Origin of the sequence: Pseudonocardia xinjiangensis, assembly GCF_050948425.1 — a bacterium.
In the GTDB taxonomy this organism is placed as follows: domain Bacteria; phylum Actinomycetota; class Actinomycetes; order Mycobacteriales; family Pseudonocardiaceae; genus Pseudonocardia; species Pseudonocardia xinjiangensis.
Genome location: NZ_CP192009.1, coordinates 2,735,535 through 2,760,621, shown reverse-complemented (window position 1 = coordinate 2,760,621; position 25,087 = coordinate 2,735,535). Strand labels below are relative to the sequence as shown.

At 72.6% G+C, this 25,087-nt stretch carries 27 protein-coding genes and 1 pseudogene; 12 read left to right on the top strand and 16 right to left on the bottom strand.

Annotated features, from left to right (window positions below; translation table 11 throughout):
- Positions 1–169 precede the first annotated feature (169 nt).
- Positions 170–370 (bottom strand): hypothetical protein, encoded by a 201-nt coding sequence (locus tag ACQPZA_RS13150; protein WP_433280879.1) that lies wholly within the window; start codon positions 368–370, stop codon positions 170–172.
- A gap of 135 nt (positions 371–505) precedes the next feature.
- On the opposite strand from ACQPZA_RS13150, the gene ACQPZA_RS13145 reads away from it, so the two are divergent.
- On the top strand, positions 506–1,600 hold the full coding sequence (locus tag ACQPZA_RS13145) for a class I SAM-dependent methyltransferase (RefSeq protein WP_433280877.1): 1,095 nt from the start codon (positions 506–508) through the stop codon (positions 1,598–1,600).
- A gap of 16 nt (positions 1,601–1,616) precedes the next feature.
- Here ACQPZA_RS13145 and uvrA read toward each other — a convergent pair whose 3' ends face one another.
- A complete protein-coding gene (gene uvrA, locus ACQPZA_RS13140) occupies positions 1,617–4,580 on the bottom strand; it encodes an excinuclease ABC subunit UvrA (protein ID WP_169396581.1) in 2,964 nt (987 codons plus the stop codon).
- 218 nt (positions 4,581–4,798) lie between these two features.
- Between uvrA and ACQPZA_RS13135 the strand changes: the two genes are divergently transcribed.
- Positions 4,799–5,209 (top strand): OsmC family protein, encoded by a 411-nt coding sequence (locus tag ACQPZA_RS13135; protein ID WP_433280874.1) that lies wholly within the window; start codon positions 4,799–4,801, stop codon positions 5,207–5,209.
- Positions 5,210–5,281: 72 nt separating this feature from the next.
- Here ACQPZA_RS13135 and ACQPZA_RS13130 read toward each other — a convergent pair whose 3' ends face one another.
- The 9 genes and pseudogenes from ACQPZA_RS13130 to ACQPZA_RS13090 all read right to left on the bottom strand — a co-directional run bounded on the left by ACQPZA_RS13130 (position 5,282) and on the right by ACQPZA_RS13090 (position 11,867).
- Positions 5,282–5,608 (bottom strand): DUF202 domain-containing protein, encoded by a 327-nt coding sequence (locus ACQPZA_RS13130; protein ID WP_433280872.1) that lies wholly within the window; start codon positions 5,606–5,608, stop codon positions 5,282–5,284.
- On the bottom strand, positions 5,605–6,003 hold the full coding sequence (locus ACQPZA_RS13125; protein ID WP_433282803.1) for a YidH family protein: 399 nt from the start codon (positions 6,001–6,003) through the stop codon (positions 5,605–5,607). The genes ACQPZA_RS13130 and ACQPZA_RS13125 overlap by 4 nt, the downstream gene beginning before the upstream one ends.
- Positions 5,996–6,358: a hypothetical protein gene (locus ACQPZA_RS13120; RefSeq protein ID WP_433282800.1), complete on the bottom strand. Its 363-nt coding sequence runs from the start codon at positions 6,356–6,358 to the stop codon at positions 5,996–5,998. The genes ACQPZA_RS13125 and ACQPZA_RS13120 overlap by 8 nt, the downstream gene beginning before the upstream one ends.
- A 189-nt stretch (positions 6,359–6,547) precedes the next feature.
- A pseudogene (locus ACQPZA_RS13115) lies at positions 6,548–6,960 on the bottom strand (molybdopterin-dependent oxidoreductase); the annotation flags it as partial.
- A 372-nt stretch (positions 6,961–7,332) separates the two neighbouring features.
- Positions 7,333–8,037, bottom strand: a complete 705-nt coding sequence (locus ACQPZA_RS13110; protein WP_433280870.1) for an ABC transporter ATP-binding protein — start codon at positions 8,035–8,037, stop codon at positions 7,333–7,335.
- A complete protein-coding gene (locus tag ACQPZA_RS13105) occupies positions 8,034–8,792 on the bottom strand; it encodes an ABC transporter ATP-binding protein (RefSeq protein ID WP_433280868.1) in 759 nt (252 codons plus the stop codon). The genes ACQPZA_RS13110 and ACQPZA_RS13105 overlap by 4 nt, the downstream gene beginning before the upstream one ends.
- The gene (locus ACQPZA_RS13100; protein ID WP_433280866.1) at positions 8,789–9,781 is read right to left on the bottom strand and encodes a branched-chain amino acid ABC transporter permease; all 993 of its coding nucleotides are present in this window, start codon (positions 9,779–9,781) and stop codon (positions 8,789–8,791) included. The genes ACQPZA_RS13105 and ACQPZA_RS13100 overlap by 4 nt, the downstream gene beginning before the upstream one ends.
- Positions 9,778–10,641 (bottom strand): branched-chain amino acid ABC transporter permease, encoded by an 864-nt coding sequence (locus tag ACQPZA_RS13095; protein ID WP_433280864.1) that lies wholly within the window; start codon positions 10,639–10,641, stop codon positions 9,778–9,780. The genes ACQPZA_RS13100 and ACQPZA_RS13095 overlap by 4 nt, the downstream gene beginning before the upstream one ends.
- On the bottom strand, positions 10,641–11,867 hold the full coding sequence (locus ACQPZA_RS13090) for an ABC transporter substrate-binding protein (RefSeq protein WP_433280862.1): 1,227 nt from the start codon (positions 11,865–11,867) through the stop codon (positions 10,641–10,643). The genes ACQPZA_RS13095 and ACQPZA_RS13090 overlap by 1 nt, the downstream gene beginning before the upstream one ends.
- Before the next feature lie 180 nt (positions 11,868–12,047).
- Here ACQPZA_RS13090 and ACQPZA_RS13085 point away from each other — a divergent pair, with 180 nt between their 5' ends.
- From ACQPZA_RS13085 to ACQPZA_RS13075, 3 genes are all read left to right on the top strand, one after another.
- Positions 12,048–12,722: an MBL fold metallo-hydrolase gene (locus ACQPZA_RS13085; protein ID WP_169396588.1), complete on the top strand. Its 675-nt coding sequence runs from the start codon at positions 12,048–12,050 to the stop codon at positions 12,720–12,722.
- 481 nt (positions 12,723–13,203) lie between these two features.
- The gene (locus ACQPZA_RS13080; protein ID WP_169396590.1) at positions 13,204–13,992 is read left to right on the top strand and encodes an SDR family NAD(P)-dependent oxidoreductase; all 789 of its coding nucleotides are present in this window, start codon (positions 13,204–13,206) and stop codon (positions 13,990–13,992) included.
- Positions 13,989–14,351, top strand: coding sequence for a DNA polymerase ligase N-terminal domain-containing protein (locus ACQPZA_RS13075; protein ID WP_433280859.1), 363 nt, complete (start codon positions 13,989–13,991; stop codon positions 14,349–14,351). The genes ACQPZA_RS13080 and ACQPZA_RS13075 overlap by 4 nt, the downstream gene beginning before the upstream one ends.
- Before the next feature lie 15 nt (positions 14,352–14,366).
- Here the strand turns inward: ACQPZA_RS13075 and ACQPZA_RS13070 are convergent, their stop codons facing one another.
- Positions 14,367–15,062, bottom strand: a complete 696-nt coding sequence (locus ACQPZA_RS13070) for a nitroreductase family protein (protein ID WP_169396592.1) — start codon at positions 15,060–15,062, stop codon at positions 14,367–14,369.
- Between the two features lie 92 nt (positions 15,063–15,154).
- Entirely contained in the window at positions 15,155–15,769 is a 615-nt protein-coding gene (locus ACQPZA_RS13065) for a TetR family transcriptional regulator (RefSeq protein WP_433280857.1), read from the bottom strand.
- 95 nt (positions 15,770–15,864) lie between these two features.
- Here ACQPZA_RS13065 and ACQPZA_RS13060 point away from each other — a divergent pair, with 95 nt between their 5' ends.
- Entirely contained in the window at positions 15,865–16,686 is an 822-nt protein-coding gene (locus ACQPZA_RS13060) for an SDR family NAD(P)-dependent oxidoreductase (RefSeq protein WP_433280855.1), read from the top strand.
- A 141-nt stretch (positions 16,687–16,827) separates the two neighbouring features.
- Positions 16,828–18,009, top strand: a complete 1,182-nt coding sequence (locus ACQPZA_RS13055) for an LCP family protein (protein WP_433280853.1) — start codon at positions 16,828–16,830, stop codon at positions 18,007–18,009.
- Between the two features lie 6 nt (positions 18,010–18,015).
- On the opposite strand, the gene ACQPZA_RS13050 is transcribed toward ACQPZA_RS13055, so the two are convergent.
- Positions 18,016–18,567, bottom strand: coding sequence for an FKBP-type peptidyl-prolyl cis-trans isomerase (locus ACQPZA_RS13050; RefSeq protein WP_433280851.1), 552 nt, complete (start codon positions 18,565–18,567; stop codon positions 18,016–18,018).
- Positions 18,568–18,679: 112 nt separating this feature from the next.
- Between ACQPZA_RS13050 and ACQPZA_RS13045 the strand changes: the two genes are divergently transcribed.
- Positions 18,680–20,749: a prolyl oligopeptidase family serine peptidase gene (locus tag ACQPZA_RS13045; protein ID WP_433280849.1), complete on the top strand. Its 2,070-nt coding sequence runs from the start codon at positions 18,680–18,682 to the stop codon at positions 20,747–20,749.
- Positions 20,750–20,768: 19 nt separating this feature from the next.
- Here ACQPZA_RS13045 and ACQPZA_RS13040 read toward each other — a convergent pair whose 3' ends face one another.
- Complete coding sequence (locus tag ACQPZA_RS13040; protein WP_433280847.1) at positions 20,769–22,268, bottom strand: MFS transporter; 1,500 nt, start codon at positions 22,266–22,268, stop codon at positions 20,769–20,771.
- A 67-nt stretch (positions 22,269–22,335) separates the two neighbouring features.
- Here ACQPZA_RS13040 and ACQPZA_RS13035 point away from each other — a divergent pair, with 67 nt between their 5' ends.
- From ACQPZA_RS13035 to ligD, 3 genes are read left to right on the top strand one after another with little or no spacing between them, the layout of a single operon-like run.
- Complete coding sequence (locus ACQPZA_RS13035) at positions 22,336–22,710, top strand: FKBP-type peptidyl-prolyl cis-trans isomerase (RefSeq protein ID WP_169398954.1); 375 nt, start codon at positions 22,336–22,338, stop codon at positions 22,708–22,710.
- Position 22,711: 1 nt separating this feature from the next.
- The gene (locus ACQPZA_RS13030) at positions 22,712–23,224 is read left to right on the top strand and encodes a metallophosphoesterase family protein (protein ID WP_433282799.1); all 513 of its coding nucleotides are present in this window, start codon (positions 22,712–22,714) and stop codon (positions 23,222–23,224) included.
- 47 nt (positions 23,225–23,271) lie between these two features.
- Positions 23,272–24,228: a non-homologous end-joining DNA ligase gene (ligD, locus tag ACQPZA_RS13025; protein ID WP_433280845.1), complete on the top strand. Its 957-nt coding sequence runs from the start codon at positions 23,272–23,274 to the stop codon at positions 24,226–24,228.
- A gap of 103 nt (positions 24,229–24,331) precedes the next feature.
- Here the strand turns inward: ligD and ACQPZA_RS13020 are convergent, their stop codons facing one another.
- Positions 24,332–24,697 (bottom strand): cupin domain-containing protein, encoded by a 366-nt coding sequence (locus ACQPZA_RS13020; protein WP_433280843.1) that lies wholly within the window; start codon positions 24,695–24,697, stop codon positions 24,332–24,334.
- Positions 24,698–24,788: 91 nt separating this feature from the next.
- On the opposite strand from ACQPZA_RS13020, the gene ACQPZA_RS13015 reads away from it, so the two are divergent.
- A complete protein-coding gene (locus ACQPZA_RS13015) occupies positions 24,789–25,079 on the top strand; it encodes an antibiotic biosynthesis monooxygenase family protein (RefSeq protein WP_433280841.1) in 291 nt (96 codons plus the stop codon).
- The last annotated feature ends 8 nt before the right edge of the window (positions 25,080–25,087 follow it).

The window sequence follows — 25,087 nt, the reverse complement described above, 5'->3', positions numbered from 1 at the left end:
TAGTCGATCTCGGTGCGGGAACGGAATCAGCCCGAACCCGCCGCACTCGCGCTGACGACGCCTGCCACGAACCCGATGGTCTCGCTCGCGCCGCCGGGATCTTGCGGGCCGGGGAATTGCGTCACACGGGTGCGAGAAACCCGGCGGCGACCACTCCGGAACTGCCGTTTCACGGGCGGCCGAGCCGTCCGCGATCCACCCTGGTGACCTGCTCGAACAGCTGGCGGTCGCCGTCGCCGTCCTTCTTGTTGTCACGGAAACGATCTCCGGTCGCGGGCCGCGATTGCCGTCGGACCGTCGATGATCGCGAGAAGTGCGATACCGGATTGTCGAGGAGGATCTCCGGTGCGTCGCGCGTGACAACGATCACGAACCGTCCGGAATCATCCCGGGATCAGTCGGGACGGCGGTACCTGGAGACATGACAGCTTGCCCACAACAGCCCGGCGGCGGAGCCTCCTACCAACAGGACTATGACGACCGTCACAACCGCCCGGGAGCAGTGATGACCGATCCCACCGCCACCGCGACTGCCACCGGAGCCGGGCCGAGCGCCGAGGCGTTCGGCGAGCGCCTGTTCGGTGCCGTGATCCAGGCCCAGCTCGTGCAGGCCGCCTACCTGGGCGACCGGCTCGGCTTCTACCGCGCGCTCGCCGTCGAGGCCCTCACCCCGCCCGAGCTCGCCGCGCGCACCGGCACGGCGGTGCGGTACGCGCGGGAGTGGCTGGAGCACCAGGCGGTGGCCGGGGTCCTCACCGTCGACGACGCGGGCGCCGCGCCTGACGAACGCCGGTTCCGGCTGCCGGCCGGCCACGCCGAGGTCCTCACCGACGTGCTCAGCCCGAACCACGTCCTGCCACTGGCCCGGATGGTGGCCGGCATCGGACAGCACATGGACGCGCTGGTCGGGGCGTATCGCAGCGGGGGCGGCGTGTCCTGGAGCGACTTCGGCACCGACGCCCGCGAGGCACAGGCCGCCGCCAACCGGCCGCTGTTCCTCGGCGCACTCCCCCGCGAGTACCTGCCGTCGGTGCCGGCCATCCACGAGGTGCTGCGCCACGACGGCCGCGTGGCCGACGTCGGGTGCGGTTTCGGATGGTCGTCCATCGGTCTGGCCCTGGCCCACCCCGGCATCACCGTGGACGGCTACGACGTGGACGAACCGTCGGTCACCGAGGCCCGGCGCAACGCCGTCGAGGCCGGGGTGGCCGACCGGGTGCGCTTCCACTGCGCCGACGCGGCGACCGCCGAGGGACGCTACGACCTGGTGACCGCGTTCGAGTGCATCCACGACATGCCCGCCCCGGTGGGCGTGCTCGCGACGATGCGCCGCCTCGCCGCACCCGACGGGGTGGTGCTGGTGGTGGACGAGCGGGTGGCCGAGACGTTCACCGCCCCCGGCGACGAGGTGGAGCAGGTGATGTACGGCTGGAGCATCACCTGCTGCCTGCCCGACGGGCTGGCCCACCCACCCTCGGTGGGCACCGGCACGGTGATGCGCCCCGACACCCTGCGCCGGTACGCGCGCGACGCCGGCTACGACGACATCGAGATCCTCCCGATCGAGGACGACTTCTTCCGCTTCTACCGGCTCAGCTGAGCCGGTAGAGACCTGGTCAGCTGGCGGCGGCGGCCTTGCGACGGCGGGCGGGCGCTGGTGGGGCCGGGGCCTCCTCCGGCGTGACCAGGCCCGTGATGAACTGGCCGGTGTAGCTCGTGGGGTGAGCCGCGAGCTGCTCGGGCGTGCCCTGCGCCACCACCATGCCGCCGCCGGAGCCGCCCTCCGGGCCCATGTCGATGATCCAGTCGGACGTCTTGATGACGTCCAGGTTGTGCTCGATGACGATCACCGAGTTGCCCTTGTCGACCAGCCCGTTGATCACCAGCAGGAGCTTGCGGATGTCCTCGAAGTGCAGGCCGGTGGTGGGCTCGTCAAGGATGTAGACCGTGCGGCCGTTGGAGCGCTTCTGCAGCTCCGACGCGAGCTTGACCCGCTGCGCCTCGCCGCCGGACAGGGTGGGGGCCGGCTGCCCCAGCCGCACGTATCCGAGCCCGACGTCGACCAGCGTGCGGAGGTAGCGCGCGATGGAGTTGATCGGCGCGAAGAACTCGGCCGCCTCCTCGATCGGCATGTCGAGCACCTCGGCGACCGTCTTGCCCTTGTAGTGCACCTCGAGCGTCTCGCGGTTGTACCGGGCGCCCTTGCAGACCTCGCAGGGCACATAGACGTCGGGCAGGAAGTTCATCTCGATCTTGATGGTGCCGTCGCCGGAGCACGCCTCGCAGCGGCCGCCCTTGACGTTGAACGAGAACCGACCGGGCTGGTAGCCGCGCACCTTCGCCTCGGTGGTGGCCGCGAACAGCTTGCGGACCTGGTCCCACACGCCGGTGTAGGTGGCCGGGTTGGACCGCGGGGTGCGCCCGATGGGCGACTGGTCGACCCGCACGAGCTTGTCGAGCTCGTCGAGCCCGGTGATGCGGGTGTGGCGGCCCGGCACCTGCCGCGCACCGTTGAGCTTGTTGGCCAGCACCGTGGCGAGGATGTCGTTGATGAGCGTGGACTTGCCCGACCCGGACACCCCGGTGACCGACACGAGGCAGCCGAGCGGGATGTCGACGTCGATGCCGCGCAGGTTGTGCTCGCGCGCGCCGACCACGGTGAGCTGGCGCTTCTTGTTGACCGGGCGCCGGATCTCCGGCACCGGGATCGACCGCCTGCCCGACAGGTAGGCCCCGGTGAGCGAGGTGTCGTGCGACTCCAGCCCGGGCACCGGCCCGCTGTAGACGATGTGGCCGCCGTGCTCACCCGCGCCCGGGCCGATGTCGACCGCCCAGTCGGAGGCGCGGATGGTGTCCTCGTCGTGCTCGACGACGATCAGCGTGTTGCCCAGGTCGCGCAGGCGGACCAGCGTCTGGATCAGGCGCCGGTTGTCGCGCTGGTGGAGGCCGATGGACGGCTCGTCGAGCACGTACAGCACACCCACGAGCCCGGAGCCGATCTGCGTGGCCAGCCGGATGCGCTGGGCCTCCCCACCGGACAACGAGCCCGCGGCGCGGTCGAGCGACAGGTAGTGCAGCCCCACGTCGAGCAGGAACCCCAGCCGGGCCTGCACCTCCTTGAGGATCCGCCCGGCGATCATGGCCTGCCGGGCGTCGAGCACCATCCCGTCGAGGAACTCCGAGCACTCCGCCACCGACATCGCCGAGACCTCGGCGATGGAACGCTCGCCGCGGTCGCGGTGCGCGAGGGTGACGGCGAGTACCTCGGGCTTGAGCCGCGCGCCGTTGCAGGCGGGACACGGCACGTCGCGCATGTAGCCCTCGTAGCGCTCGCGCTGCGAGTCGGACTCGGTCTGGTCGAGCCGCCGCTCCAGGAACGGGATGACACCCTCGTAGCTGGCGTAGTACGAGCGCTCGCGGCCGTAACGGTTGCGGTAGCGGATGTGCACCTGGTCGTCGCTGCCGTGGAGCACGGCCTTCTGCGCCGCGGCGGGCAGCTTGCGCCACGGGGTGTCCATCCGGAACCCGATGGCCTTGGCCAGGCCCTCCAGCAGCCGCCCGAAGTACTCCGCGGACTGCCCGCCCGACCACGGTGCGATCGCCCCGTCGGCGAGACTCGCCTCCTGGTCGGGCACGACGAGCTCCGGGTCGACCTCCTTCTTGATGCCGATGCCGTGGCACTCGGGGCAGGCGCCGTAGGGCGAGTTGAAGGAGAACGTGCGGGGCTCGAGGTCGTCGAGGCTCAGCGGGTGGCCGTTGGGGCAGGCCATCCGCTCGGAGAACCGGCGCTCGCGGTGCGGATCGTCGTCGGGCAGGTCGACGAAGTCGAGCACGACGAGTCCGTCGGCCAGGCGCAGCGCCGTCTCCACCGAGTCGGTGAGCCGCTGCTTGGCCGACTCCTTCACGGCGAGCCGGTCGACCACGACCGAGATGTCGTGCTTCTCCTGCTTCTTGAGCGTGGGCGGATCGGTGAGCGTGTGGACCGTGCCGTCGACGAGCACGCGCGAGTAGCCCTGCGTCTGCAGCGTGGAGAACAGGTCGACGAACTCGCCCTTGCGGGTGCGCACGACCGGGGCCAGCACCTGGAACCGGCTGCCCTCCTCCATCGCGAGCACCTGGTCGACGATCTGCTGCGGTGTCTGCTTCTCGATGACGTGCCCGCAGACGGGGCAGTGCGGCACGCCGGCGCGGGCGTAGAGCAGGCGCAGGTAGTCGTAGACCTCGGTGATGGTGCCGACCGTGGACCGCGGGTTGCGGTTGGTGGACTTCTGGTCGATCGAGACGGCGGGTGAGAGCCCCTCGATGAAGTCGACGTCGGGCTTGTCCATCTGGCCGAGGAACTGCCGCGCGTAGGCCGACAGCGACTCGACGTACCGCCGCTGCCCCTCCGCGAAGATCGTGTCGAACGCGAGGCTGGACTTGCCCGACCCGGACAGGCCGGTGAAGACGACGAGGCTGTCGCGCGGCAGGTCGAGGTCGACGCCGCGCAGGTTGTGCTCGCGGGCGCCACGCACCACGAGACGTGGGGCGTCGGCGGCGTGCCTCTCGGCAGCGTGCCCATCTGCGCTGCGGTCAGCCACGGGGGAGCCTCCTGGATCCGGATCGTGGAAGGGTCGACCACGACCCTCGTTCCATGCTAGGCGCGGTCACCGACAGAACCCGTACTACAGCCGGCGGCCCTGCGAGCGGCGGCCCCCGGGAGCCGAACCGCCACCACGAGGATCGCACAGACGTTCGAAGAGTCGGCAGCCGGGTGCGACCGGTCGGTTCGGGGCGCTGCCCGGACTAACCTTGCCCTGTGGGAGAGCCCAACGTCTGGTCCACCGCTCATCTTCCCGACGGCGACGGCCGGTCGGCAGGGGTCAACGTCAACGGGTACGAGCTGAGCTGCGAGATACCCCTGGACGCAGAGCCGGAGCCGGCGGGTGCCACCCCGCTGGGGCTACTCGCCGGATCACTGTCGGCGTGCACGGCGATGTCCGTCCGCACCTTCCTGCACCTCTGGCGGATCGACCCCGGCAAGGTGACGGTGCACGTCGCGTTCCTACCCGGCTCGCCGCCGATGATGGACCGGCAGGTCACCGTCGAGGCCGAGGTCGGCCCGGACCTGCGCGAGCAGCTGGCCGGGGTGGTCGACCGCACCCCCGTCACCGTCCTGCTCCGCGACGCCCTGACCATCCGCACGGTGCTCACGACCGGGGCGCGCTGAGCGCAGCCCCCCAGGTTCAGGAAAGCCACTTTCAGGCCCTCTGCGGGCAGGAAAGTGGCTTTCCTGAACTTCCTAGAGCAGGAGGGCGGCGCCCGTCAGCGTCGCCAGGGCCACCACGGACCAGCCGATGATGGGGACGGCACGGGTGGGGGCCAGGTGGACGGGGAGCGGGGAGCGGCGCAGGGCGTTGGCCCGGACCCGTCCCACCACGACCGTCGCCACGGCGATGACCACGGCCAGCGCGATGGGGGGCGCCGCGGCTCCGGGTCCTGCGTCGGTGAACACGCGCACGGACAGGAGCAGGCCGTTGGCCAGCACCCCGAGGGACGTGCGGCTCCACGCGAGCTCCGTCCGCTCCGCCTGCAGCCCGGGCGGCGGGCCGCCTGCCGGCCCCGTCATCCCTCCACACCCTTGAGGACCACGAGGAACAGGCCCACCAGCGCGAGCAGGACGAGGCCGACGGCGAGGAGCCACGGAACGCGCTGCCGTGGCAGGGCCTGGTCGCGGCGCATCGCACGCTCCACCCGCTGCCAGCGCAGCACGCCGTTCGCGGCGCACAGCACGGCGAGTACGACGAGGAGCCCACCGGTGACCGTGCGGATCCCCGGCAACGGGAAGGCGGGGACCAGTTGCACCACCGCGATCCCGGCCGCCAGCAAGGACAGTGACGAGCGGATCCAGGCGAGGAAGGTCCGCTCGTTGGCGAGGGTGAACCGGTAGTCCGGCTCGTGCTCGGGGACGCTGTCGTGGTCGGGGACACTGTCGTGGTCGGGGGCACTGTCGTCGTCAGCGATGGCGGCCCCCTGACGTCGCGACCGGCTCCTGAAGCGGCGCGCGTACGGCGTCGCGCGCGGTGACCGTGACCGACGGCCAGGCGTTGTTGATGTAGCCCTTCGGGTTCCACACGCTCTCGGCGTGTTCGGGCTGCAGTGCCGCGGTCGTGTCCCAGGCCCGAGCGGTGATCGTCACCACGCCGGGCGGCAGGTCGACCGTGGCGTTCCAGAACCGCCAGGCCCAGGGACCGAGGTCCTCCCCCAGCTCGGCCTGTGTCCAGCTGCGGCCCCCGTCCACGGAGACGTCGACGCGGGCGATGCCCCGGTCGTCGCCCGCGAAGGCGTACCCCGTGACGGTCGTGGGCCCGCCGGGCACGACGGCGTGGTCGTCGGGCCGGAGGATGGCGGAGTTCAGCGCCACCGAGGTGAGCGGGAACCCGTCACCGACCTGGGCCCGGTCGAGGTCGGTGTCGGCGGGCAGCAGCCGGTGGGCCGTGGCCTGGAAGAAGTTGTCGGAGGGGCGGTCCTGTGCGGTGATGCGCTGCAGCCACTTCACGCTGCGCGCACCGATGTGCCCGGGCACGACGACCCGCACCGGACCACCGTGGGCCTGCGTGAGCGGCTCGCCGTTCATCTCCCGGACCAGCATCGTCTCGGCCGCGGTGGCCTTCGCGGCGCTGATCGAACCCCCGTACGGCTGCGGCGGCACCGCCTCGGCCGCCACGTCCGGGGCGGCGAACTCGATGTCGGTGGCGTCCGGGCTCAGCCCGCAGTGGGCGAGGACGTCGGCCAGGCTCACCCCGCCCCAGCGGGCGGTCGAGGTGGCTCCCGGACCCCACGGGTGCTGATGGGGGATGTCGCGGACGGCCATCAGCCCGGCTCCCCGGTTGCCCGCGCACTGCAGCGTGGCGACGACCTCCCGGTGGGGAACCGGTCCTTCAGGTCGGCCAGTGACAGCTCCATCGGCCGGTCGACCATGCCGTCAACCTGCAGCCGCCACCGGTCCGGGTCCATGTCGGGCATCCTGCCGTGGTTGCGGCCGTAGAAGACGCCGACAGGGGTCACGACGTTCTCCGCGAGAGCCGATCGTGTGGGTTCCGCGTTGTAGGGCTCCTGCTCGTGCACCACCATGTTCCGCTCGCTGCGTGTCACGTTCTCGCCCCGTCCGTTCGAGTTCCGGGCCATCGGCCCATGCCTGATCTCGAACTCGAGGGTGTCTCCGCCCAGCGGCCCGGTAGGCGGAACGGGCCAGGGACCTCATAGGACGAGGTTATGACCGGCCTGCCACCTCGGGCTTTCGTGACCGGCGGCACGGAATGCGCCCGGCATCACAGGACTCCCCGAGCCGGATCAGGCGACGCCGAGGAGGCGGTGCGCGGTGTCGGGGTCGCGGCGGAACTGCGCGGTCGGCACGCGGTGCACCAGCGCGCCCTTCTCCATCACCGCGATCTCGTCGGCCACGCCGAAGGCCAGGTGCAGGTCCTGCTCCACGAGCACGACGGTCACGCCCTCGGCACGCATGGTCGTGACCACGCCCGCGATCTGGTCGACGATCGCGGGGGCGAGGCCGTCGGACGGCTCGTCCAGGAGTACCAGCCGCGGGTTGGTGAGCAGCGCCCTCGCCACGGCGAGCATCTGCTGCTCGCCGCCGGAGAGCTGCCCGGCGTAGTGCCGGCGGCGCTCGGCGAGCCGGGGCAGCAGGTCGAGCACGGAGTCGACGGTCCAGGTGCCGCCCCGGGACCGGGACGACGACAGGGCGAGGTGCTCGGCCACCGTCACCGTGGCCCAGACCCTGCGGCCCTGCGGTACGAGCGCCACCCCGGCCCGCGCGATCTGGTCCGGGCGTTTCCCGGCGAGCTCCACGTCGTGGAGGCGGATCGACCCCGACGACACCGGCACGAGCCCGGCGAGGGTCATGATCAGCGTGGACTTGCCGACACCGTTGCGGCCCAGCAGGCCCAGCACGGCGCCCGCGTCCAGATCGAGGTCGAGACCGTGCAGCACGGTGCCGCGGTCGTACCCGGAGACGAGGCCACGCACCTCGAGATAGCTCATGACAGGAACAGCTCCTCGCGCCGCCCGGTGCCCAGGTAGGCCTCCCGCACCGCCTCGCTCGCCCGGACCTCGTCGGGCGTACCTGAGCACAGCACGCGCCCCAGGTGCAGCACCGTCACCGCGTCGGCCAGCGAGAACACCAGGTCGAGGTCGTGCTCAACGAAGAGCACCGTGATCTCCGGCGGCAACCCGCGCAGCAGCTCGACCAGCCGCGCGCTCTCCGCGGGCGACATCCCGGCGGCGGGCTCGTCGAGCAGCAGCAGCGACGGGCGGCAGGCCAGCGCCAGTGCCACCTCCAGCTGCTTGCGCTCGCCGTGCGACAGGGAGGGGACAGCGACGCCGCCACGACCGGCGAGTCCCACGTCGGACAGCAGCTCCTCCGCCCGGGCGGCCACCCGGGGCTGCCGGCGCGGGAGCAGCGAGATCGGCCCGTTCTCGTGGCGCGCCGCGGCCAGCGCGACCGTCTCGGCCGCCGTCATCGAGGCGAAGAGGCTGGCGTGCTGCATCGTCTGGCTCATCCCGAGCCGGCAGCGCTTCACCTCCGACAGCCCGGTGACGTCCCGGCCCGCCAGCTCGACCCGGCCCGCGTCGACCCGCATGGTGCCGCTGACCAGCCTGAACAGCGTCGACTTCCCGGCTCCGTTGGGTCCGATCAGGGCGTGGCGGGCACCGGGGGCCACCGCGAGGTCGACGCCGTCGACGGCCGCCAGCGCGCCGAACGACCGGCTCAGCCCGGAGCACCGCAGCGCGGTCACGACGGGCTCCGGCGGCGCAGCCGGAGGCCGGCCGCCCCGCGTGGCAGCAGGTAGACGACCAGCACGAACACGATGCCGAGCAGGAGCGTGCCGTGGCCGCCGAGGCCGGGGCCCAGCGCGTCGCGGATGAGGATCACCAGTGCCGCTCCGAGGCACGCTCCCCACAGCGAGCCGGCCCCGCCGATGATCACGGCGAGCAGCGCCAGCGACGCGGTGAGGAACCCGAGATCGGCCGGCGTCACCAGGCGCTGCTGGGCCACCAGCAGCGAGCCCGCCACCCCGGCGACACCGCCGGCGACCACGAAGACGCCGTACTTGTACAGCGCCGTCGGATAGCCGATCGCGCGCATCCGCGGCTCGTTGTCGCGGATGCCGCGCAGGGCGGCCCCGAACGGTGAGCGCGCCACGAGCCACACCAGCACGAAGCCCAGCACGAACACGGCGAGCACGTACCAGTACACGAATCCCGCGTTCGCCAGCGGCGCTCCCCCGACCCGCACGGCCGGGACGCCGGTGAGGCCGTTGGCGCCGCCGGTGACGCTCTCCCAGGTGTTGGCCACCTGCTGCACGGTCTCCCCGATGGCGAGGGTGAGCATGAGGAAGAAGACCCCGCCGGTCCGCGCGGTGATCCATCCGGTCAGCGCGGCCGCCACGGCACCAACGGCCGCACCCACGAGCAGCGGCACCGGCGCCTCGGCGGTGATGTTGATCGACACCCAGCCCGCCGCGTACGCGCCGGAGCCGAAGTAGGCGGCATGCCCCAGCGACGGCAGGCCCGTGACGCCGACGAGCAGGTCCAGGCTCACGGCGAAGAGCGCGAACACCAGGATGCGGGCGAGCGTGGTGGTGGCGAACGGGGCGAGGAACAGCGGTGCGGCCGCGAGCACCACCAGCACGGCGGCGGCCACGAGCCAACCGCGGCCGCGCGGCACCCGCGGGGAGACCGCGGCCGTGCCGCCCGGCACCGCGGGGGCGTCCACCGCCGTCATCGGGTGCTCACCGACGCCGGGCTCCCGAACAGCCCACGCGGACGCAGCACGAGCACCAGTGCGAGCGCGGCGAACAGGACGAACGAGGCGAGCTCGGGAAGCAGCACCCGGCCCAGCGTGTCGACCTGCCCGATGATCAGCGCACCGACGAGGGCTCCGCGCACCGAGCCGAGCCCACCGATCACCACGACCACCAGCGCGAGGATGAGCACGGTGGCGTCGAGCCCGGGACGCGCCCCGTAGATCGGGCCGCCGAGCACCCCGGCCGTCGCGGCCAGCAACGACCCGACGGCGAACACCGCGGCCTTGACCAGGCGGTTGTCGATCCCGAGGGTGGCGACCATCTCGCGGTCGGCCACGGTGGCCCGCACGAGCGCGCCCACCCGCGTCCGCTCCACCACCAGGTACACGGCCAGGGCCAGCACGGCCCCCACGCCGATCAGCACCAGGCGGTACGCGGGGTAGGTGGCGCCGAGCACCGACACCGAGCCGTCGAACGCGGGCGGGGCCGACACCGACAGCGGGTCGTCGCCGAACGCGATGATCAGCAGTTCGGCCACGACGAACGCCACGCCCAGCGTCAGCAACGCCTGGTCGAGGTGCGAGCGCTTGCGAAGCGGCTCGGTCATCAACGACAGCAGTGCCCCGGCCGCCAGCCCGCCGACCGCCGCCAGGCCGAGCGCGGCGACGAAACCGCCCCAGCTGCCCGCGAACGCGGCGCCGAGGTAGGCGCCCCCGAGGAACAGCGCCCCGTGGGCGAGGTTCAGGACGTCCATCATCCCGAAGACGATCGACAGCCCCACGGCCAGGATGAACAGCAGGAACCCGATCGCGAAGCCGTTGAGGACACTGACGAGCATCAGGCCGCCGGCTGACTCTGCGGGCCCAGGTCCTGCACGACGGCGTTGACCAGGGCGCCCCCGCTGTTGTCCACCCGGCGCAGGTAGATGTTCTGCCGCGGGGTCTGGTTCTCGAACGTCCAGGCGCCGCGCGGGCTGTCGTTGATCGCGCCGACCGTGCCCAGTGCGGTCGCCAGCGAGTCACCGTCGAGCGCGGTGGCCGACGCGAGCGCCCGGTCGAGCACGTTCGCGGCGTCCCACGTCTGCACGGAGAAGCAGCTGGGCGCCTCGCCGTGCTTCGCCGTGTAGGCCTGGACGAACGCCTTGTTGGCCGGGTTGTCGAGCTGGTCGGTGTAGTGCAGCGTGGTCTGCACCCCGAGCGCCGCGTCGCCCTGCTGCGGCAGCACGTTGCCCTCCGTGAGGAACCCGGAGCCGTACAGCGGGATCGTCGACGCCAGCCCGAACTGCGCGTACTGCTTCACGAAGTTGATCGCCTCGGCGCCGGAGTAGAAGCAGAACGCGGCCCGCGCACCGGAGCTCTGGATGCCGGTGAGGAACGGCTGGTAGTCCGAGGTGGTGCCGAACGGCGTCTTCGCCGACCCGACCACCCGGCCGCCGCCGCTCTCGAACGCCTTCGTGAAGGCGGTGATGACCTCGGTGCCTGCCGCGTAGTCGGGCGCGATGGCGTACACGCCGTCGGAGAACCCGGACTGCGCCAGGTGCGTGCCCATCGCGGCCGCGATCTGGCCGTTGGTGAAGGAGGTGCGCCAGATGTAGGGCGTCCGGGACGTGCTGGTGACGGCTTCGGCCCCCGCGTTCGTGACGACCAGGAGCTTCTTCGACTCGGTGAGCAGATCGCGGACCCCCAGCGCGGTGGCCGAGTTGACCAGGCCGACCACCACGTCGACGCCGTCGTTCTGCAGCACCTTCTGCACGGCGGGTACGCCGGTCTGGGGCGTCTCGCCCTCGTCGGCGATCACCGTCTCGACGGTGTGGTCGCCGAACCGCTGCCCGTTGTCGGCCAGCCACAGCTCCCATCCGCGCTGCATGTCGGTGCCGAGAGCGGCGTAGACGCCCGACTGCGGGACGACGAGGCCGACCTTCACCGTGCCGCCGCCCCCACCGGTGGCAGGTGCGCCGGTGGACCCGCCGATGCTGCTTCCGCACGCTGCCACCACCGGCAGGGCGGAGGCCGCACCGAGCAGACCGAGGAACCGTCGCCGATCGAACGTGGGGTGTACCGCCATCTCAGACTGCTCCTCGTCCACCATGCCGCACCCGCGTGAGACGACAGATCGTTGTCGGCCGGTCTTCGCAATGTCAACGATTCGGATGAACCGGGCGCGGTGCCGCGACCCAATCGTGACGGGGCGTGGCCGACTGGTCGGTCCGGCGACGTTCCTGGGCCACCGCACTAGGCTGACGTCGTGGACGTCATCGACAGCTACTCCGGTCACACCGACCCCGGCGGCGCGGCGATCCGGCGCGATCTCGACGCCCTGAGCATCACCAAGGTCTCGGTCGGACCGATGGACAACAACGCCTACCTCCTCGTGTGCCGGGCCACGAACGAGGCGCTGCTGATCGATGCGGCGAACGAGCCGGACCGGCTGGCCGACCTGGTCGGGGCCACCGACACCCGGCCCGAGCTGCGCCACCTCGTCACCACCCACCGCCACGCCGACCACTGGCAGGCCCTCGGCGCCGTCGCGGGGATGTTCCAGACGCGCCAGATCGCCCACCCGCTCGACGCCCCCGAGCTGCCGATCCCGATGGACGACCTCGTGGAGCAGGGCGACACGGTGCGGTTCGGCGACATCGAACTGGAGGTCGTGCACCTGCGCGGGCACACCCCCGGCTCGATCGCCCTCGTCTACCGCGGCGAGGACCGCCCGCACATCTTCACCGGCGACTCCCTCTTCCCCGGCGGCCCCGGCAAGACCGCCGGCCCGGAGGAGTTCGCGTCGCTCATCGGCGACCTGGAGGAGCGGGTGTTCGGCTCCCTGCCCGACGAGACCTGGGTGTACCCGGGCCACGGCGACGACACCACCCTCGGCAAGGAGCGCCCGTCGCTGCCGGAGTGGCGCTCCCGCGGCTGGTAGCCGAACGGCTGCCGCGCAGAGGACGGCGTGAGGCCGGACAGCCTCTGACCCGACGAGATCGACATCAGAGGGGTTTCGAGCCCGCCCCACCCCCACCAGGTCGACCTCGCGGCAGCGCACGCCTGGTGTCGCGTTGCAGCTCGTCGACGGCCACGTTCGTAACGGCGAGATCGACGCGGGAGTGGTTGGGTCGCGGCCGCTGCCACGCTGACGTCGATGTCGGCTCGTGGTCGGGCTCGCAGGTGCACGCCGACCGGACTGGCCCTGCCGAGCAAGCCGCCGCCTCGGTAACGTCCACAGCCGTAGTCACCCGACAGCAGGACCATGCGCGAGCACGACGTGCTCCGGGCTCCCGGCCGGGTGATCCCACCGCCGGTTCGAGCGCGAGCCCACCCGCTGTCGGTCAGCGCGACCCTGCCGATGCCGCCAGGCGCAGCGCCGAACACGCCGAGTTCCACTGATCACGCATGAGGAGACCGTCATGGATCTGGATCTGGTCGGCAAGGTCGCCGTCGTCACCGGCGCCAGCAAGGGGATCGGCCTCGAGATCGTCCGGTCACTGGCGGCCGAGGGCGCGAGCGTCGTCGCGGGGGCCCGGGGTGGCAGCCCCGAGCTGACCGAGCTCGCCGGCCGGTACCCGGTGCACGCGGTCCAGGTGGATCTCACCGACCCGGACGGCCCGGCCCGCCTCGTCGACGAGGCGGTGCGGACCTTCGGTGGGGTGGACGTCCTGGTCAACAACGTCGGGGCGGTGCGGCCGCGGTCCGACGGCTTCCTGGCTCTCGACGACGCCGACTGGGAGCGGGCGATCACGATCAACTTCCTCGCGGCCGTGCGCACCACCCGCGCGGCGCTACCGCACCTGCTCGACCGGGCCCCGTCGACGATCGTCACGATCAGCTCGATCAACGCGTTCCTGCCGGATCCGGGCATCATCGAGTACAGCGCCACCAAGGCCGCGTTGACCAACTTCTGCAAGGCGCTGTCCAAGGAGCTCGGGCCCCGCGGTGTGCGCGTCAACACCGTCAGCCCCGGCCCGGTCGAGACCGCACTGTGGCTCGGTTCCGAGGGGGTCGCCGCCACCATCGCCCGCGAGAGCGGCGGCGATCCGGCCGACGTCGCGAAGCAGGTCGCCGGCCAGGCGGTCACGGGCCGGTTCACGCGGCCGCAGGAGGTGGCCGATGTCGTGGTGCTCCTCGCGAGCGGCCGCGCCGGCAACGTGACCGGCACCGACGTCGTCATCGACGGCGGGCTGGTCACCACCCTGTGACCGACCGTGTGGGCAGCGCCGAGAGGCCGGCCTTCGTCCTGCACGAACACCGACGTCCGCAACACCACTTCGACCTCCGCCTCGAGGAGGACGGGGTGCTGCGCTCGTGGGCGGTGCCGAAGGGGCTGCCCGACGAGCCGGGTGAGAAGCGGCTGGCGGTCGCGGTGGCCGACCACGACCTCGACCACCTCACCTACGAGGACGAGGTCAAGTCGATCGCCGACATCGGCTGGTGGGAGGAGCACGACCGGTCGGAGCGCCGCATCCTCCTGACCTTGCACGGCAGGGACGACGACCGCCGCTACGCCCTCATCCGGACCTCACAGGGCTGGCTGCTGCACCGCCTCGCGGACCAGTAGCGGCACCGGGCGCGCTCAGACCTCCACCAGCACCTGGTCCAGCGACTTGCGGACCAGGTCGGGCACCTCGCAGTGCTCGGCCGGGCGGCCGACGGGAATCACCGCGAACGCCTTCTCGTTGCGCGGCCGGTTCAGCACCTCGGACAGGAAGCGCATCGGGCTGGGCGTGTGGGTCAGTGCCGCCAGCCCGGCGAGGTGCAGCGCCGTGAGCAGCATCCCCACGGAGATTCCGACGGATTCGTCGACGTAGTAGTGCTTGTGCGACGTTCCGTCCGAACTCAGGTAATAGCGCTGCTGGAACACGACGATCAGGTAGGGCGCATCGGTGATGTGCGGTTTGTTCTCGTCCGTGCCGATCGGCCGCAATGCTCCGAGCCATTCCTCGCCGAGCCGGCCGGCGTAGGACCGGCGCTCCTCCTCCTCGGCCGCCTCCCGGATGCGCCGCCGGACGTCGGGGTCCTTCACGAGGACGTAGGTCCAGGGCTGCTGGTGCGCACCGGAGGGAGCGGTAGCCGCCACCGCGATGGCGTCACGGACGATCTGCTCCGGCACCGGTTCGGGGGAGAAACTCCGCACCGTGCGCCGTTCGTCCATGCGTCTGCGCAGCTCCGAGGCGGTGGCCACGCCGACATCGTCCGGTATCCGCGGAGGCCGGTACGGCGTCCCCCGATAGTCACGCCCGTTCATCGGTTCCCACACGGCCGCAGTCATCGTCTCTCCACTCTGCACCGACTCGTTGCCAGGACAACGAAGAATAGGGACCGACGCGAGCGTGATCGATTTCCTGTGGCGGGGCCGACACGCTATTGCCCGGCACTCCGAGAATCCGGAGAATCAGCGCGTTTTCCGCGCCCGGCCGACCCCAGCAGGGCGGTGACCGCCGCGTCGAACAGCGGCTCGATCTCCGCGGCCGAGGCGGCGGCCAGCGCGGGCGTGCCCACCACCGAACGCTGCAGCGAGATGCCGAGAAGCAACGCACCGACCAGTTCGGCCCGGAGGTCGCGCCCGGGTTCCTCCGCCAGCTCCGCGAGGGCGGCCACGTAGCCGTCGCACATCTGCCGGTGCAGCTGCGCGCGCGCCTCCGCATGGCCGGACGAGCGCAGCAGCGCCAGCAACTGCTCCTCCCCCACCGGTTGCCCGGCGTCGGGGACGACGGCGCGCAGCAGCCGCCCGGGCAGGGTCTCGGCCGGCCCGTCGGCGAGGTCCGCGGGCGCAGGGAGGGGACTGGTGGCGGCGCGGAACAGGCCGGCCTTGGACCCGAAGTAGCGGAAGACCAGCGCGGCGTCGACCCCCGCGTCCGCGGCCACGTCACGGACGCTCACGGCGTCGTATCCCTCGCTCGCGAACCGGCGCTGCGCCGCCTCCAGCAACGCGGCGTGGGTGGCGGCGCGATCACGGCGCCGGGGCGGGTCCGTCATGCGGTCCTCCAAGTCATCAAGCGTTGACATCCTATCGGCTCCGCCCTACCTTCGAAGTCACCAGCTGATGACAAGGAGGGTTCCTGGCGACCATCGTGATCACCGGCGGCACGCGCGGCATCGGCCGCGCGCTGGCCCACCGGCGCCTGGCGCAGGGCGACACCGTGGTGACGGTGGCGCGCTCGGCCGCGAACGGGGAGCGGTTCCTGCGCGAGTCGGCCGAGCACGGCGAGCGGGCCCGGTTCATCGCCGCCGACCTGTCCACGCTCTCCGGAATGCGCAGCGCGATCGACGCGGTGGCCGCCGGTCACCCCGGCGTCGATGCGCTGGTGCTCGGCGCGAACGACCTCACCCCGCGGCGGGCCGTCACCGAGGACGGGTTCGAGTCGGTACTGGCGCTGTACTACCTGAGCCGCGCCGTGCTCGCTCGTGAGCTGCGCACCCAGCTCGAACGGACGCCGCAGCCGGTGGTGCTGAACCTCTCCGGGCCGGGCATCACCCAGGGCGGCGTGCAGTGGGACGACCCCCAGCTGACGCGGCGCTGGTCGGGCCTGCGGGCGCAGCTGCAGGCCGGCCGGGCCAACGATCTCCTCGGCCCGGCGCTCGCCCGCCAGGGCGGCCGCACCCGCTACGTGGTCTACAACCCCGGATTCGTCGACACCCGGCCGTACGTCGGGATGAGGCAGCCGTGGCGGGTCGCCGCGGAGCTCGCCGCCGCCGCTTTCGCCGCTCCCCCGGACCGGGCTGCCGCGGCCATCGGCGCTCTGCTCGACGCGCCGCCGGAGCCCGGCTTCAGCGCGTGGCGGCGCCGGGGCCGCGACAACCGGCGCATCGACCCGGCCCTGCGGACGTTCGATGCGGCGGACGCCGAGCGGCTGGAACGGCTGACTCTCGACCTGCTGGCCGCGGTCGACTGACCAGGAAGATCACCTCTCAGCCACCTTTCAGTCGCCCGGTCTACATGCGCGGTTATCGTGGATTCAGGGTCGCGACCGCGGCCATGACTCTCCAGGCTGTCGCGGCGCGGCAACGGCACTGGCGCGGGCGACCGGAGAACAATGAACGCGAGACGGACCGTGCGCGTCGTCGTGCGCACCGTGGTGGCGCTGGCTGCGGTCGTCGCGTTCGCCGTGGCAGGCCTCGCCTGGTCGCTGCAGCGGAGCCTCGACACCAGCTTCACCAGCACGGCGGCCATCCCCCACGCCACCCCCACGCCCCAGGGCCAGGCGTACAACGCCCTGCTGGTGGGTCTCGACGCCCGCACCGACTCCGCGGGCAACCCGCTGCCCCCCGAGCTGTTCAACGCCCTGCACGTCGGCCCGGACGGCGGCCAGCTGAACACCGACACGATCATCCTGCTGCACGTCCCCGCCGATCCCGGCCAGCCCGCCGAGGCGATCTCGATACCGCGCGACTCGTACGTCCCCATCGCAGGCGGCCGTGGCACCCACAAGATCAACTCGGCGTACGAGCTCGGGCTGACGAGCGCCGAGAACACGCTCACCGCGCAGGGCATCACCGGCCCCGAGCTCGACCGGCGCGGGCGCGAAGCGGGGCGCGCCACGCTCGTGGCCACCGTCGAGCAGCTCACCGGCGTGCAGATCGACCACTACGCCGAGATCAACTTCGTCGGGTTCGTCGAGCTCACCGAGGCCCTCGGCGGCGTGCCCATCTGTCTGAACGAACCCGTGCACGACTCCTACTCCGGCATCGACCTCCCGGCCGGACCGCAGACGGTCGACGGGCCGGCCGCGCTCGCCTTCGTCCGCCAGCGTCACGGCCTGCCGAACGGCGACCTCGACCGCATCGCGCGCCAGCAGGCCTTCGCGGCGGGGCTGACGAAGCAGCTGATCTCCACCGGGACGTTCACCAACCCGGTGCGGCTCGCCCGGCTCGTCGGAGTGGTCGACCGCAACGTCGTGCTCGACAGCGGCTGGAACATCGAGCAGGCGCTCAGCCAGTTCGCGGGTCTCTCCGGCAGCGACCTCCGCTTCCAGACGATCCCCACCGGCCGCACCGACCTGCGCACGCCCTACGACGGCATCGCGGTCCAGATCGACCAGAGCGCGGTGCGCGCCTTCGTGAGGTCCGTGGTGTCCGGCCACGAACCCCGCGCCGCCTCCCCCTCGGAGACTGCGGCCGCACCGCCCGTGCAGCCTGCCGGGTCGGGCCGCTCGTCGAGGTCCACCACCGCCACGCCGCGCGTCATCACGGCGGGCGGCGTTCCCTGCGTGAACTGACCGGCGTCAGGAGATGCCGACGAGGTCCACCACGAAGACCAGCGTGGAGCCGGCGGGGATCGAACCGTTCGCGCGGTTGCCGTAGCCCAGGTCGGGCGGGATGACGATCACGCGGCGGCCGCCGACCTGCATGCCCTCGATGCCCTGCGCGAAGCCCGGCACCACCCCGTCCAGCGGGAAGGAGACGGGTTGGCCGCCGTCCTTCCACGAGCTGTCGAACGGCTTGCCGTCGGAGTAGAGGGTGCCGCTGTACTGGACGTCGACGGTGTCGGTCGGGACGGCCTTCTTGCCGGTGCCGACCACGATGTCCTGGGTCACGAGCTTCGTGGGCGGCTGCCCCGTCCCGGCCTGCGCCTCGCTCTGCGCCGTCAGGTCCGTCGGGTTGCCGGTGAGGGCCGGGACGCCGGGTGCCGGGGCAGGAGCCGGCGCGGCCGGGGCCGCGGAGGGCGCGGCCGCGGGCGGGAGAGGTGGGGCGGCCGGGGCGGCGCCGGAGCCGCAACCGGCCAGGGCCGTCACAGCGACAGTCGCGACGGCGACCCGGAGAAGGGAGCGGTTCATGCGACCAGTCGAGCACGACCGGCCCCGACCCGATCGAGGGGGTACGCGTCGCAGCAGGGACAGGGCAGGTCAGGTATCCGGATCGGGACGCCCGCGGGCAGACTGATCCACCGTGACGGACAGCTTCCCCCGCAGGCAGGCCCGGACCCGGCGGTTCACCCTCGGCGCCCCGCGTGGCATCACGGTCTCCCCCGACGGCGGCCGCGTCGTGTTCCTGCGCAGCCGCGGCGGCACCGACCCGGTGACGTGTCTCTGGACCCTGGACCTCGAGACGGGTGAGGAGCGCCTGGTCGCCGACCCCCACGAGCTGGACAGCGGCTCGGAGGACCTGCCGCCGGAGGAGCGGGCCCGCCGGGAGCGCAGCCGGGAGCAGGCGGGGGGCGTCGTCGGCTACGCCACCGACCGGCCGGTCACCATGGCGGCCTTCACCCTGTCCGGGCAGCTCTACGTCGCCGACTTCGCCGCGGGCCTCACCCCGCGGCTGGTGGAGACCCCCGGCGGCGTCATCGATCCCCGGCCCGACCCGCACGGGCGCCGCGTCGCCTACGTCAGCGGTGGCGCGCTGCACGTCCACGACGTCGCCGCGCGCACCACCACCACGATCGCCGCACCCGACGGGGAGCACGTCACGTACGGCCTGGCCGACTTCGTGGCGGCCGAGGAGATGGGCCGGATGCGCGGCTACTGGTGGTCCCCCGACGGGGACGCCGTGCTCGTCGCGCGGGTGGACGACACGCCCGTCCAGCGGTGGCACATCGCCGACCCCGCCAACCCCGACCGCACCCCCACCGTCGTCGCCTACCCCGCGGCCGGCACCGCCAACGCGCACGTCTCGCTGCGGATCCACACGCTCGACGGCGGGAGCACCCAGGTCGACTGGGACGGCGTCCGCGACGAGTACCTCGTGACCGCCGTGTGGGACGCCCACGACCTCCTGATCGTCGTGCAGCCGCGGGACCAGCGGGCACTGCGGGTGCTGCGGGTCGACCCGGACACGGGCACGACCTCCCCCGTGCACGAGCAGACCGACGCCGCGTGGGTTGAGATCGTCCCGGGCGTCCCGGCGCACACGGAGTCCGGCGCGCTGGTGACCGTGGCGGACACGGACGGCGCGCGCCGGCTCGTCGTCGACGGCGAGCCGGTGACCCCACCGTCGCTGCAGGTCCGCGACGTGCTGGACGTCGAAGGCGACGCCGTGTTCTTCCGGGCGGGTGAGGACCCGACGTCCATCGGGCTGTGGACCTGGGGCCCGGACGGGCTGGCCGCGGTCACCTCGGAGGCCGGTGTGCACTCCGGGCGTCTCGTCGCCGGCACGCTCGTCGTCGCCCGGCAGAGCCTCGACGGCGACGGCACGACCACCACCGTGCACCGGAACGGCTCCGAGTGGACCATCGCGTCGTTCGCCGACCCGTCCGGGCTGACGCCGCGGGTCACCCTGCTGACGGCGGGAGAGCGCGGGCTGCGCACGGCGGTGCTGCTGCCGACCGGGCACGAGCCGGGCACGCCGCTGCCCGTCCTCATGGACCCCTATGGCGGCCCGCACGCCCAGCGCGTGCTCGCGGCCCGTGGCGCGTACCTGACCAGCCAGTGGTTCGCCGACCAGGGCTTCGCGGTCGTCGTGGTCGACGGGCGGGGCACACCGGGGCGGGGACCGGAGTTCGAGCGTGCGGTCCGCGGGGACCTCGCCGCGCCCGTGCTCGACGACCAGGTCGACGCGCTGCACGCCGCCGCGGAGCAGTACCCCGACCTGGACCTCACGCGGGTGGGCATCCGCGGCTGGTCGTTCGGCGGGTACCTGGCAGCACTCGCCGTGCTGCGGCGGCCCGACGTCTTCCACGCGGCCGTCGCCGGAGCGCCCGTCACCGACTGGGTGCTCTACGACACGCACTACACCGAGCGCTACCTCGGGCACCCCGAACAGGCCCCGGACGCGTACGCGCGCTCGTCACTCATCGAGGACGCGGCGAAGCTCACCCGGCCGCTGCTGCTGGTGCACGGGCTCGCCGACGACAACGTGGTGGCCGCCCACACCCTGCGGCTGAGCTCGGCACTGCTGGCCGCGGGTCGCCCGCACAGCGTGCTGCCGCTGTCGGGCGTCACGCACATGACGCCGCAGGAGGTCGTGGCGGAGAACCTGCTCCTGCTGCAGGTGCGGTTCCTCAAGGACGCCCTGGGGGTATGACCCCGCCAGGCGGCGCTGCTCAGTGCAGGTCCGGGGGGATGTGGTCGCCGGACCCGGTCTCCTCCGGGAGGCCGGCGTGCCTACGGGCCGTCCGCCACTCGAGGATGCCGACGACCAGCGCGACCACGGTCCCCAGCGTCGCGGCGCCCACCGCGACCGCCACCGCCATGCGGAAGTCGTTCCCGTTGCCCATCAGCTCCGAGTAGAAGATGCCGGTCAGCGCGGCGGTGCCGATCGCGGCGCCGATGCGCTGCCCGGTCTGCAGTGCGCCCCCCGCCGAGCCCGCGCTGCTCACGGGCACGTAGCGCAACGTCATCGTCGTGTTCGGCGCGACGACCCAGCCGCCGCCGATGCCGGCGACCAGCAGCGGGGCGGCCACGGCGAGCCCGGCCGACCCGGCAGGCGCGAGCGCGAGCACCACCCCCGTGACCGCGAGCCCGAGCACGACGAGGACCAGGCCCATCACCGTCAGCACGCGCCCGAGGCGCGCGACGAGCCGGCCCCCCACCACCGCCGAGGCCGCCGAGCCGAGTGCGAACGGCGTGACCGCGAGGCCCGACTCGAGCGGCGTGTAACCGAGACCGGTCTGGAAGTACAGCGCGAACACCAGCCACACCCCGCTGAAGCCGATGAAGTAGATGGTCCCGAGCGCCACCCCGGACGCGTACCCGGGTCTGCTCGTGAGCAGCCGGATGTCGAGCAGCGGCTCACGGTGGTGACGCACCGCCCGCCGCTCCCACGCGACGAATGCGGCCACGAGCAGAGCGGCCAACGGGAAGAGCCACCACAACCGGACGAGCCCACCCGAGTCGGCCTCGACCAGCGGCAGCAGGACGGCGAGCACCGCTCCACCGAGGAGCGCCGTCCCGATCAGGTCGATGTGCCCGCGCGGGCCGCTCTCGGTGCGCGGGATCAGCCGGGCGGCCAGCAGCAGGGCGACCACCCCGATCGGGACGTTGACGTAGAAGATCCACCGCCAGCCGTCCGCTCCGCCGGCCAGCGCCAGGATCACGCCTCCCACGATCGGGCCGACGGCCGTCGAGATGCCGAGGGTGGCGCCGAAGAGGCCGAACGCCCTGGCGCGCTCGTCACCCCGGAACAGCTGCTGGATGAGCGCGGAGTTCTGCGGCGCGAGCGCGCCGGCGGCCAGCCCCTGCGCGAGGCGGGCGAGAATGAGCGTCTCGGCTGTCGGTGCGGCCCCGGCGAGCGCACTGAACAGGACGAACGCGGCGAGCGCGAACAGGAACATGCGCCGGCGGCCCATGGCGTCCCCCAGGCGCCCGGCCGGCACCAGCGCGAGCCCGAACGTCAGCGCGTACCCCGACACCACCCACTGCACCTGCGCCGGGTCGGTGCCGAGACCGCGCTGGATCGACGGCAGCGCGACCGCCACGATGCTGACGTCGAGCAGGCTCATGAACCCGGCGACGAGCGTCACCCACAGGGCCTGCCACCGCTTCGGGTCGAGCTCACCGTCATCCTCGCCAGGCCGGCCCGTTGCGGCGTCGGTGCTGGTCATGCCTCCTGTGTACCTCCCGCTCCGGGCTCTGGCACTCTGAACGGTCAACCGAACCGGAGGACTCCCTGTGGCACTGCAGCGACCCGAAGTCGACCCCATCGACGGGCCCGCCCCCGCCGACCTGGTCGTAGAGGACATTCAGACCGGCGACGGCGCAGAGGCCGCACCCGGCAACACCGTCGAGGTGCACTACGTGGGTGTGGCGCATTCCACCGGCGAGGAGTTCGACGCCTCCTGGAACCGCGGCTCGACGCTGCGGTTCCCGCTCGGCACGGGCCGCGTCATCGCGGGCTGGGACCGGGGGGTGGCCGGGATGAAGGTCGGCGGCCGCCGCCGGCTCGTGATCCCCCCGCACCTGGGCTACGGCGACCGGGGCGCCGGCGGCGCCATCAAGCCCGGCGAGACGTTGATCTTCGTCGTCGATCTCGTGGGTGTGAGCTGACCTGCGTCTGCTGCTGATCTCCGACACCCACCTCCCGGTACGGGCGAAGGACCTGCCCGTACCGGTGTGGGACGCGGTCGACGCCGCCGACGTGGTGGTGCACGCGGGCGACTGGGTGTCGGTGGACCTGCTCGACGCGCTCGAGGCTCGGGCGCGGCGGCTCGTCGGCGTCTTCGGCAACAACGACGGGCCGCCGCTGCGGGCGCGGCTGCCCGAGGTCGCGAGGGTCGAGCTCGGCGGCGTCCGGTTCGCGGTGGTGCACGAGACCGGTGCCGCCGCGGGCCGGGAGCGCCGCTGCGCCGCCGCGTACCCGGACGCCGACGTGCTGGTCTTCGGGCACAGCCACATCCCGTGGGACACCGTCGCCCCCGGTGGTCTGCGGCTGCTGAACCCGGGCTCCCCCACCGACCGCCGCCGGCAGCCGACGTTCACCTGGCTCACCGCCGAGGCCGCCGACGGCCGGCTCACCGCCGTCGACCTGCACCACCTCGCACCCGCCCGGTCGGGGCGCTGAGCGCCGCCGGCCTGGCCACGGCGCGGCCCAGCTGGTAGGAGGTGACGATGAGCCGCACGAAGGCCGACGAGATCCGCGACGGTGTGGAGCTCACGAGCCTCGACAAACCGCTGTTCGACGGGGCCGGGGCCACCAAGCGGGACCTGGTGGACTACCTGGACGCCGTGGCCGACCGCATCCTGCCCGAGCTGCGTGACCGGCCGCTGTCGGTGATCCGCGTGCGGCCCGGCCAGGAGCCGTTCATGCAGAAGAACGTGCCGAAGTACACCCCGGACTTCGTGCGGACCACCACCGTGTGGGCGGAGGCGTCGCGGCGCGAGGTGTCCTACGCCCTCTGCAACGACCGCCGGACCCTGCTGTGGTTCGCCAACCAGCGGGCCGTGGAGTACCACCCGACCCTGATGCACGCCGGCGAGACCCACCCGACGTACCTGGTGCTCGACCTCGACCCTCCGGCCGACGACGCGTTCCCGCACGTCGTCGCGGCGGCCCGGCTCGTGCGGCAGGCGCTGGACGACGCCAGCCTCGCCGGCGTGGTGAAGACCAGCGGCGCGAAGGGGCTGCACGTGTTCGTGCCGCTCGACGAGCGCACCGGGATCGAGGACGCGGCGGCGGCGACCCGGGCGCTCGCCGCACGGGCCGCCCGGCTCGACCCGGACGTCGCCACCACCGCCTACATCAAGGACGACCGCGGCGGCCGGGTCTTCGTCGACTCCACCCGCTCGGCCGGAGCCACCATCGTCGCGGCGTACAGCCCGCGCGCGCGGCCCGGCGTGCCCGTGTCGTTCCCCGTGACGTGGGACGAGCTCGACAACGTCGCGCCGGCCGACTTCACCGTCCGCACCGCCGTCGAGCTGCTGGGCGACGGTGACCCGTGGCACGACCGGATGCCGCCGCCGCAGCAGCTCCCCGCCGACCTGGTCGAGGAGGGGCACACCATCCCCATCGCCCGCGTGCAGGCCATGCACGAGGGGAAGCGGCGCGCCCGCGCCCGCCGGCAGTAGCGGGTGGCTGCTGCCGGCGGGCGCGCGAACCGGGCGACTCGCGCACGGGATCCGGGCGACTCGCGGGGCGGAACCGGGCGACTCGCGGGTGGGGGCGGCGCGGTTACTTCGGGGGCTCGTCCTGGCCCGACTCCTCGGCCTCGTCGGCCTCCTCCTTGGTCTTGTGCACGACGCCGTCGGCGTGCTCCGGCGGGCCGTAGACCGTGTAGAGGACCAGGGGGTTCGGGCCGGTGTTGACGAAGTTGTGCTTCTTGCCCGCCGGCACGACGACGAGGTCGCCCGCGGCGACCGCCTTCGTCCTGCCACTCACCTTGGCCTCGCCCGTGCCGCTGACGAAGGTGAGGATCTGGTCGGTGTCCTCGTGGACCTCCTCGCCGATCTCCCCACCCGGCGGGATCGTCATGATGACGAGCTGGGTGTGCTCGCCGGTCCACAGGACCCGGCGGAAGTCGGCGCTCTGCTCGGCCACAGTGGCGATCGTGAAGTGCTCCATGCCGGTGATGTGCCCAAAATGGCCTGACCGCACTCCTCCCGTCCCGCGGCCGTGCGAGGATGCCGCCATGGTGTTGGAGATCGCCGATTTCGCGGTGCAGCCGGGCACGGAAGATCAGTTCAGCGCGGCCGTGCGGGAGGGCGTGAAGTTCGTGTCCGACACGCCGGGCTTCCGCGAGGCCCGGCTCACCCGCAGCGTGGAGACGCCCACCCGGTTCGTCCTGCTGATCGAGTGGGACAGCATCGAGGCGCACACCGTGGGGTTCCGCCAGTCGGAGAACTACAACCGGTGGCGCGCCCTGATCGGCCCGTTCTTCGACGGAGCTCCGCGCGTGGAGCACTTCGACGACGTGCTCTGAGCTCGCCG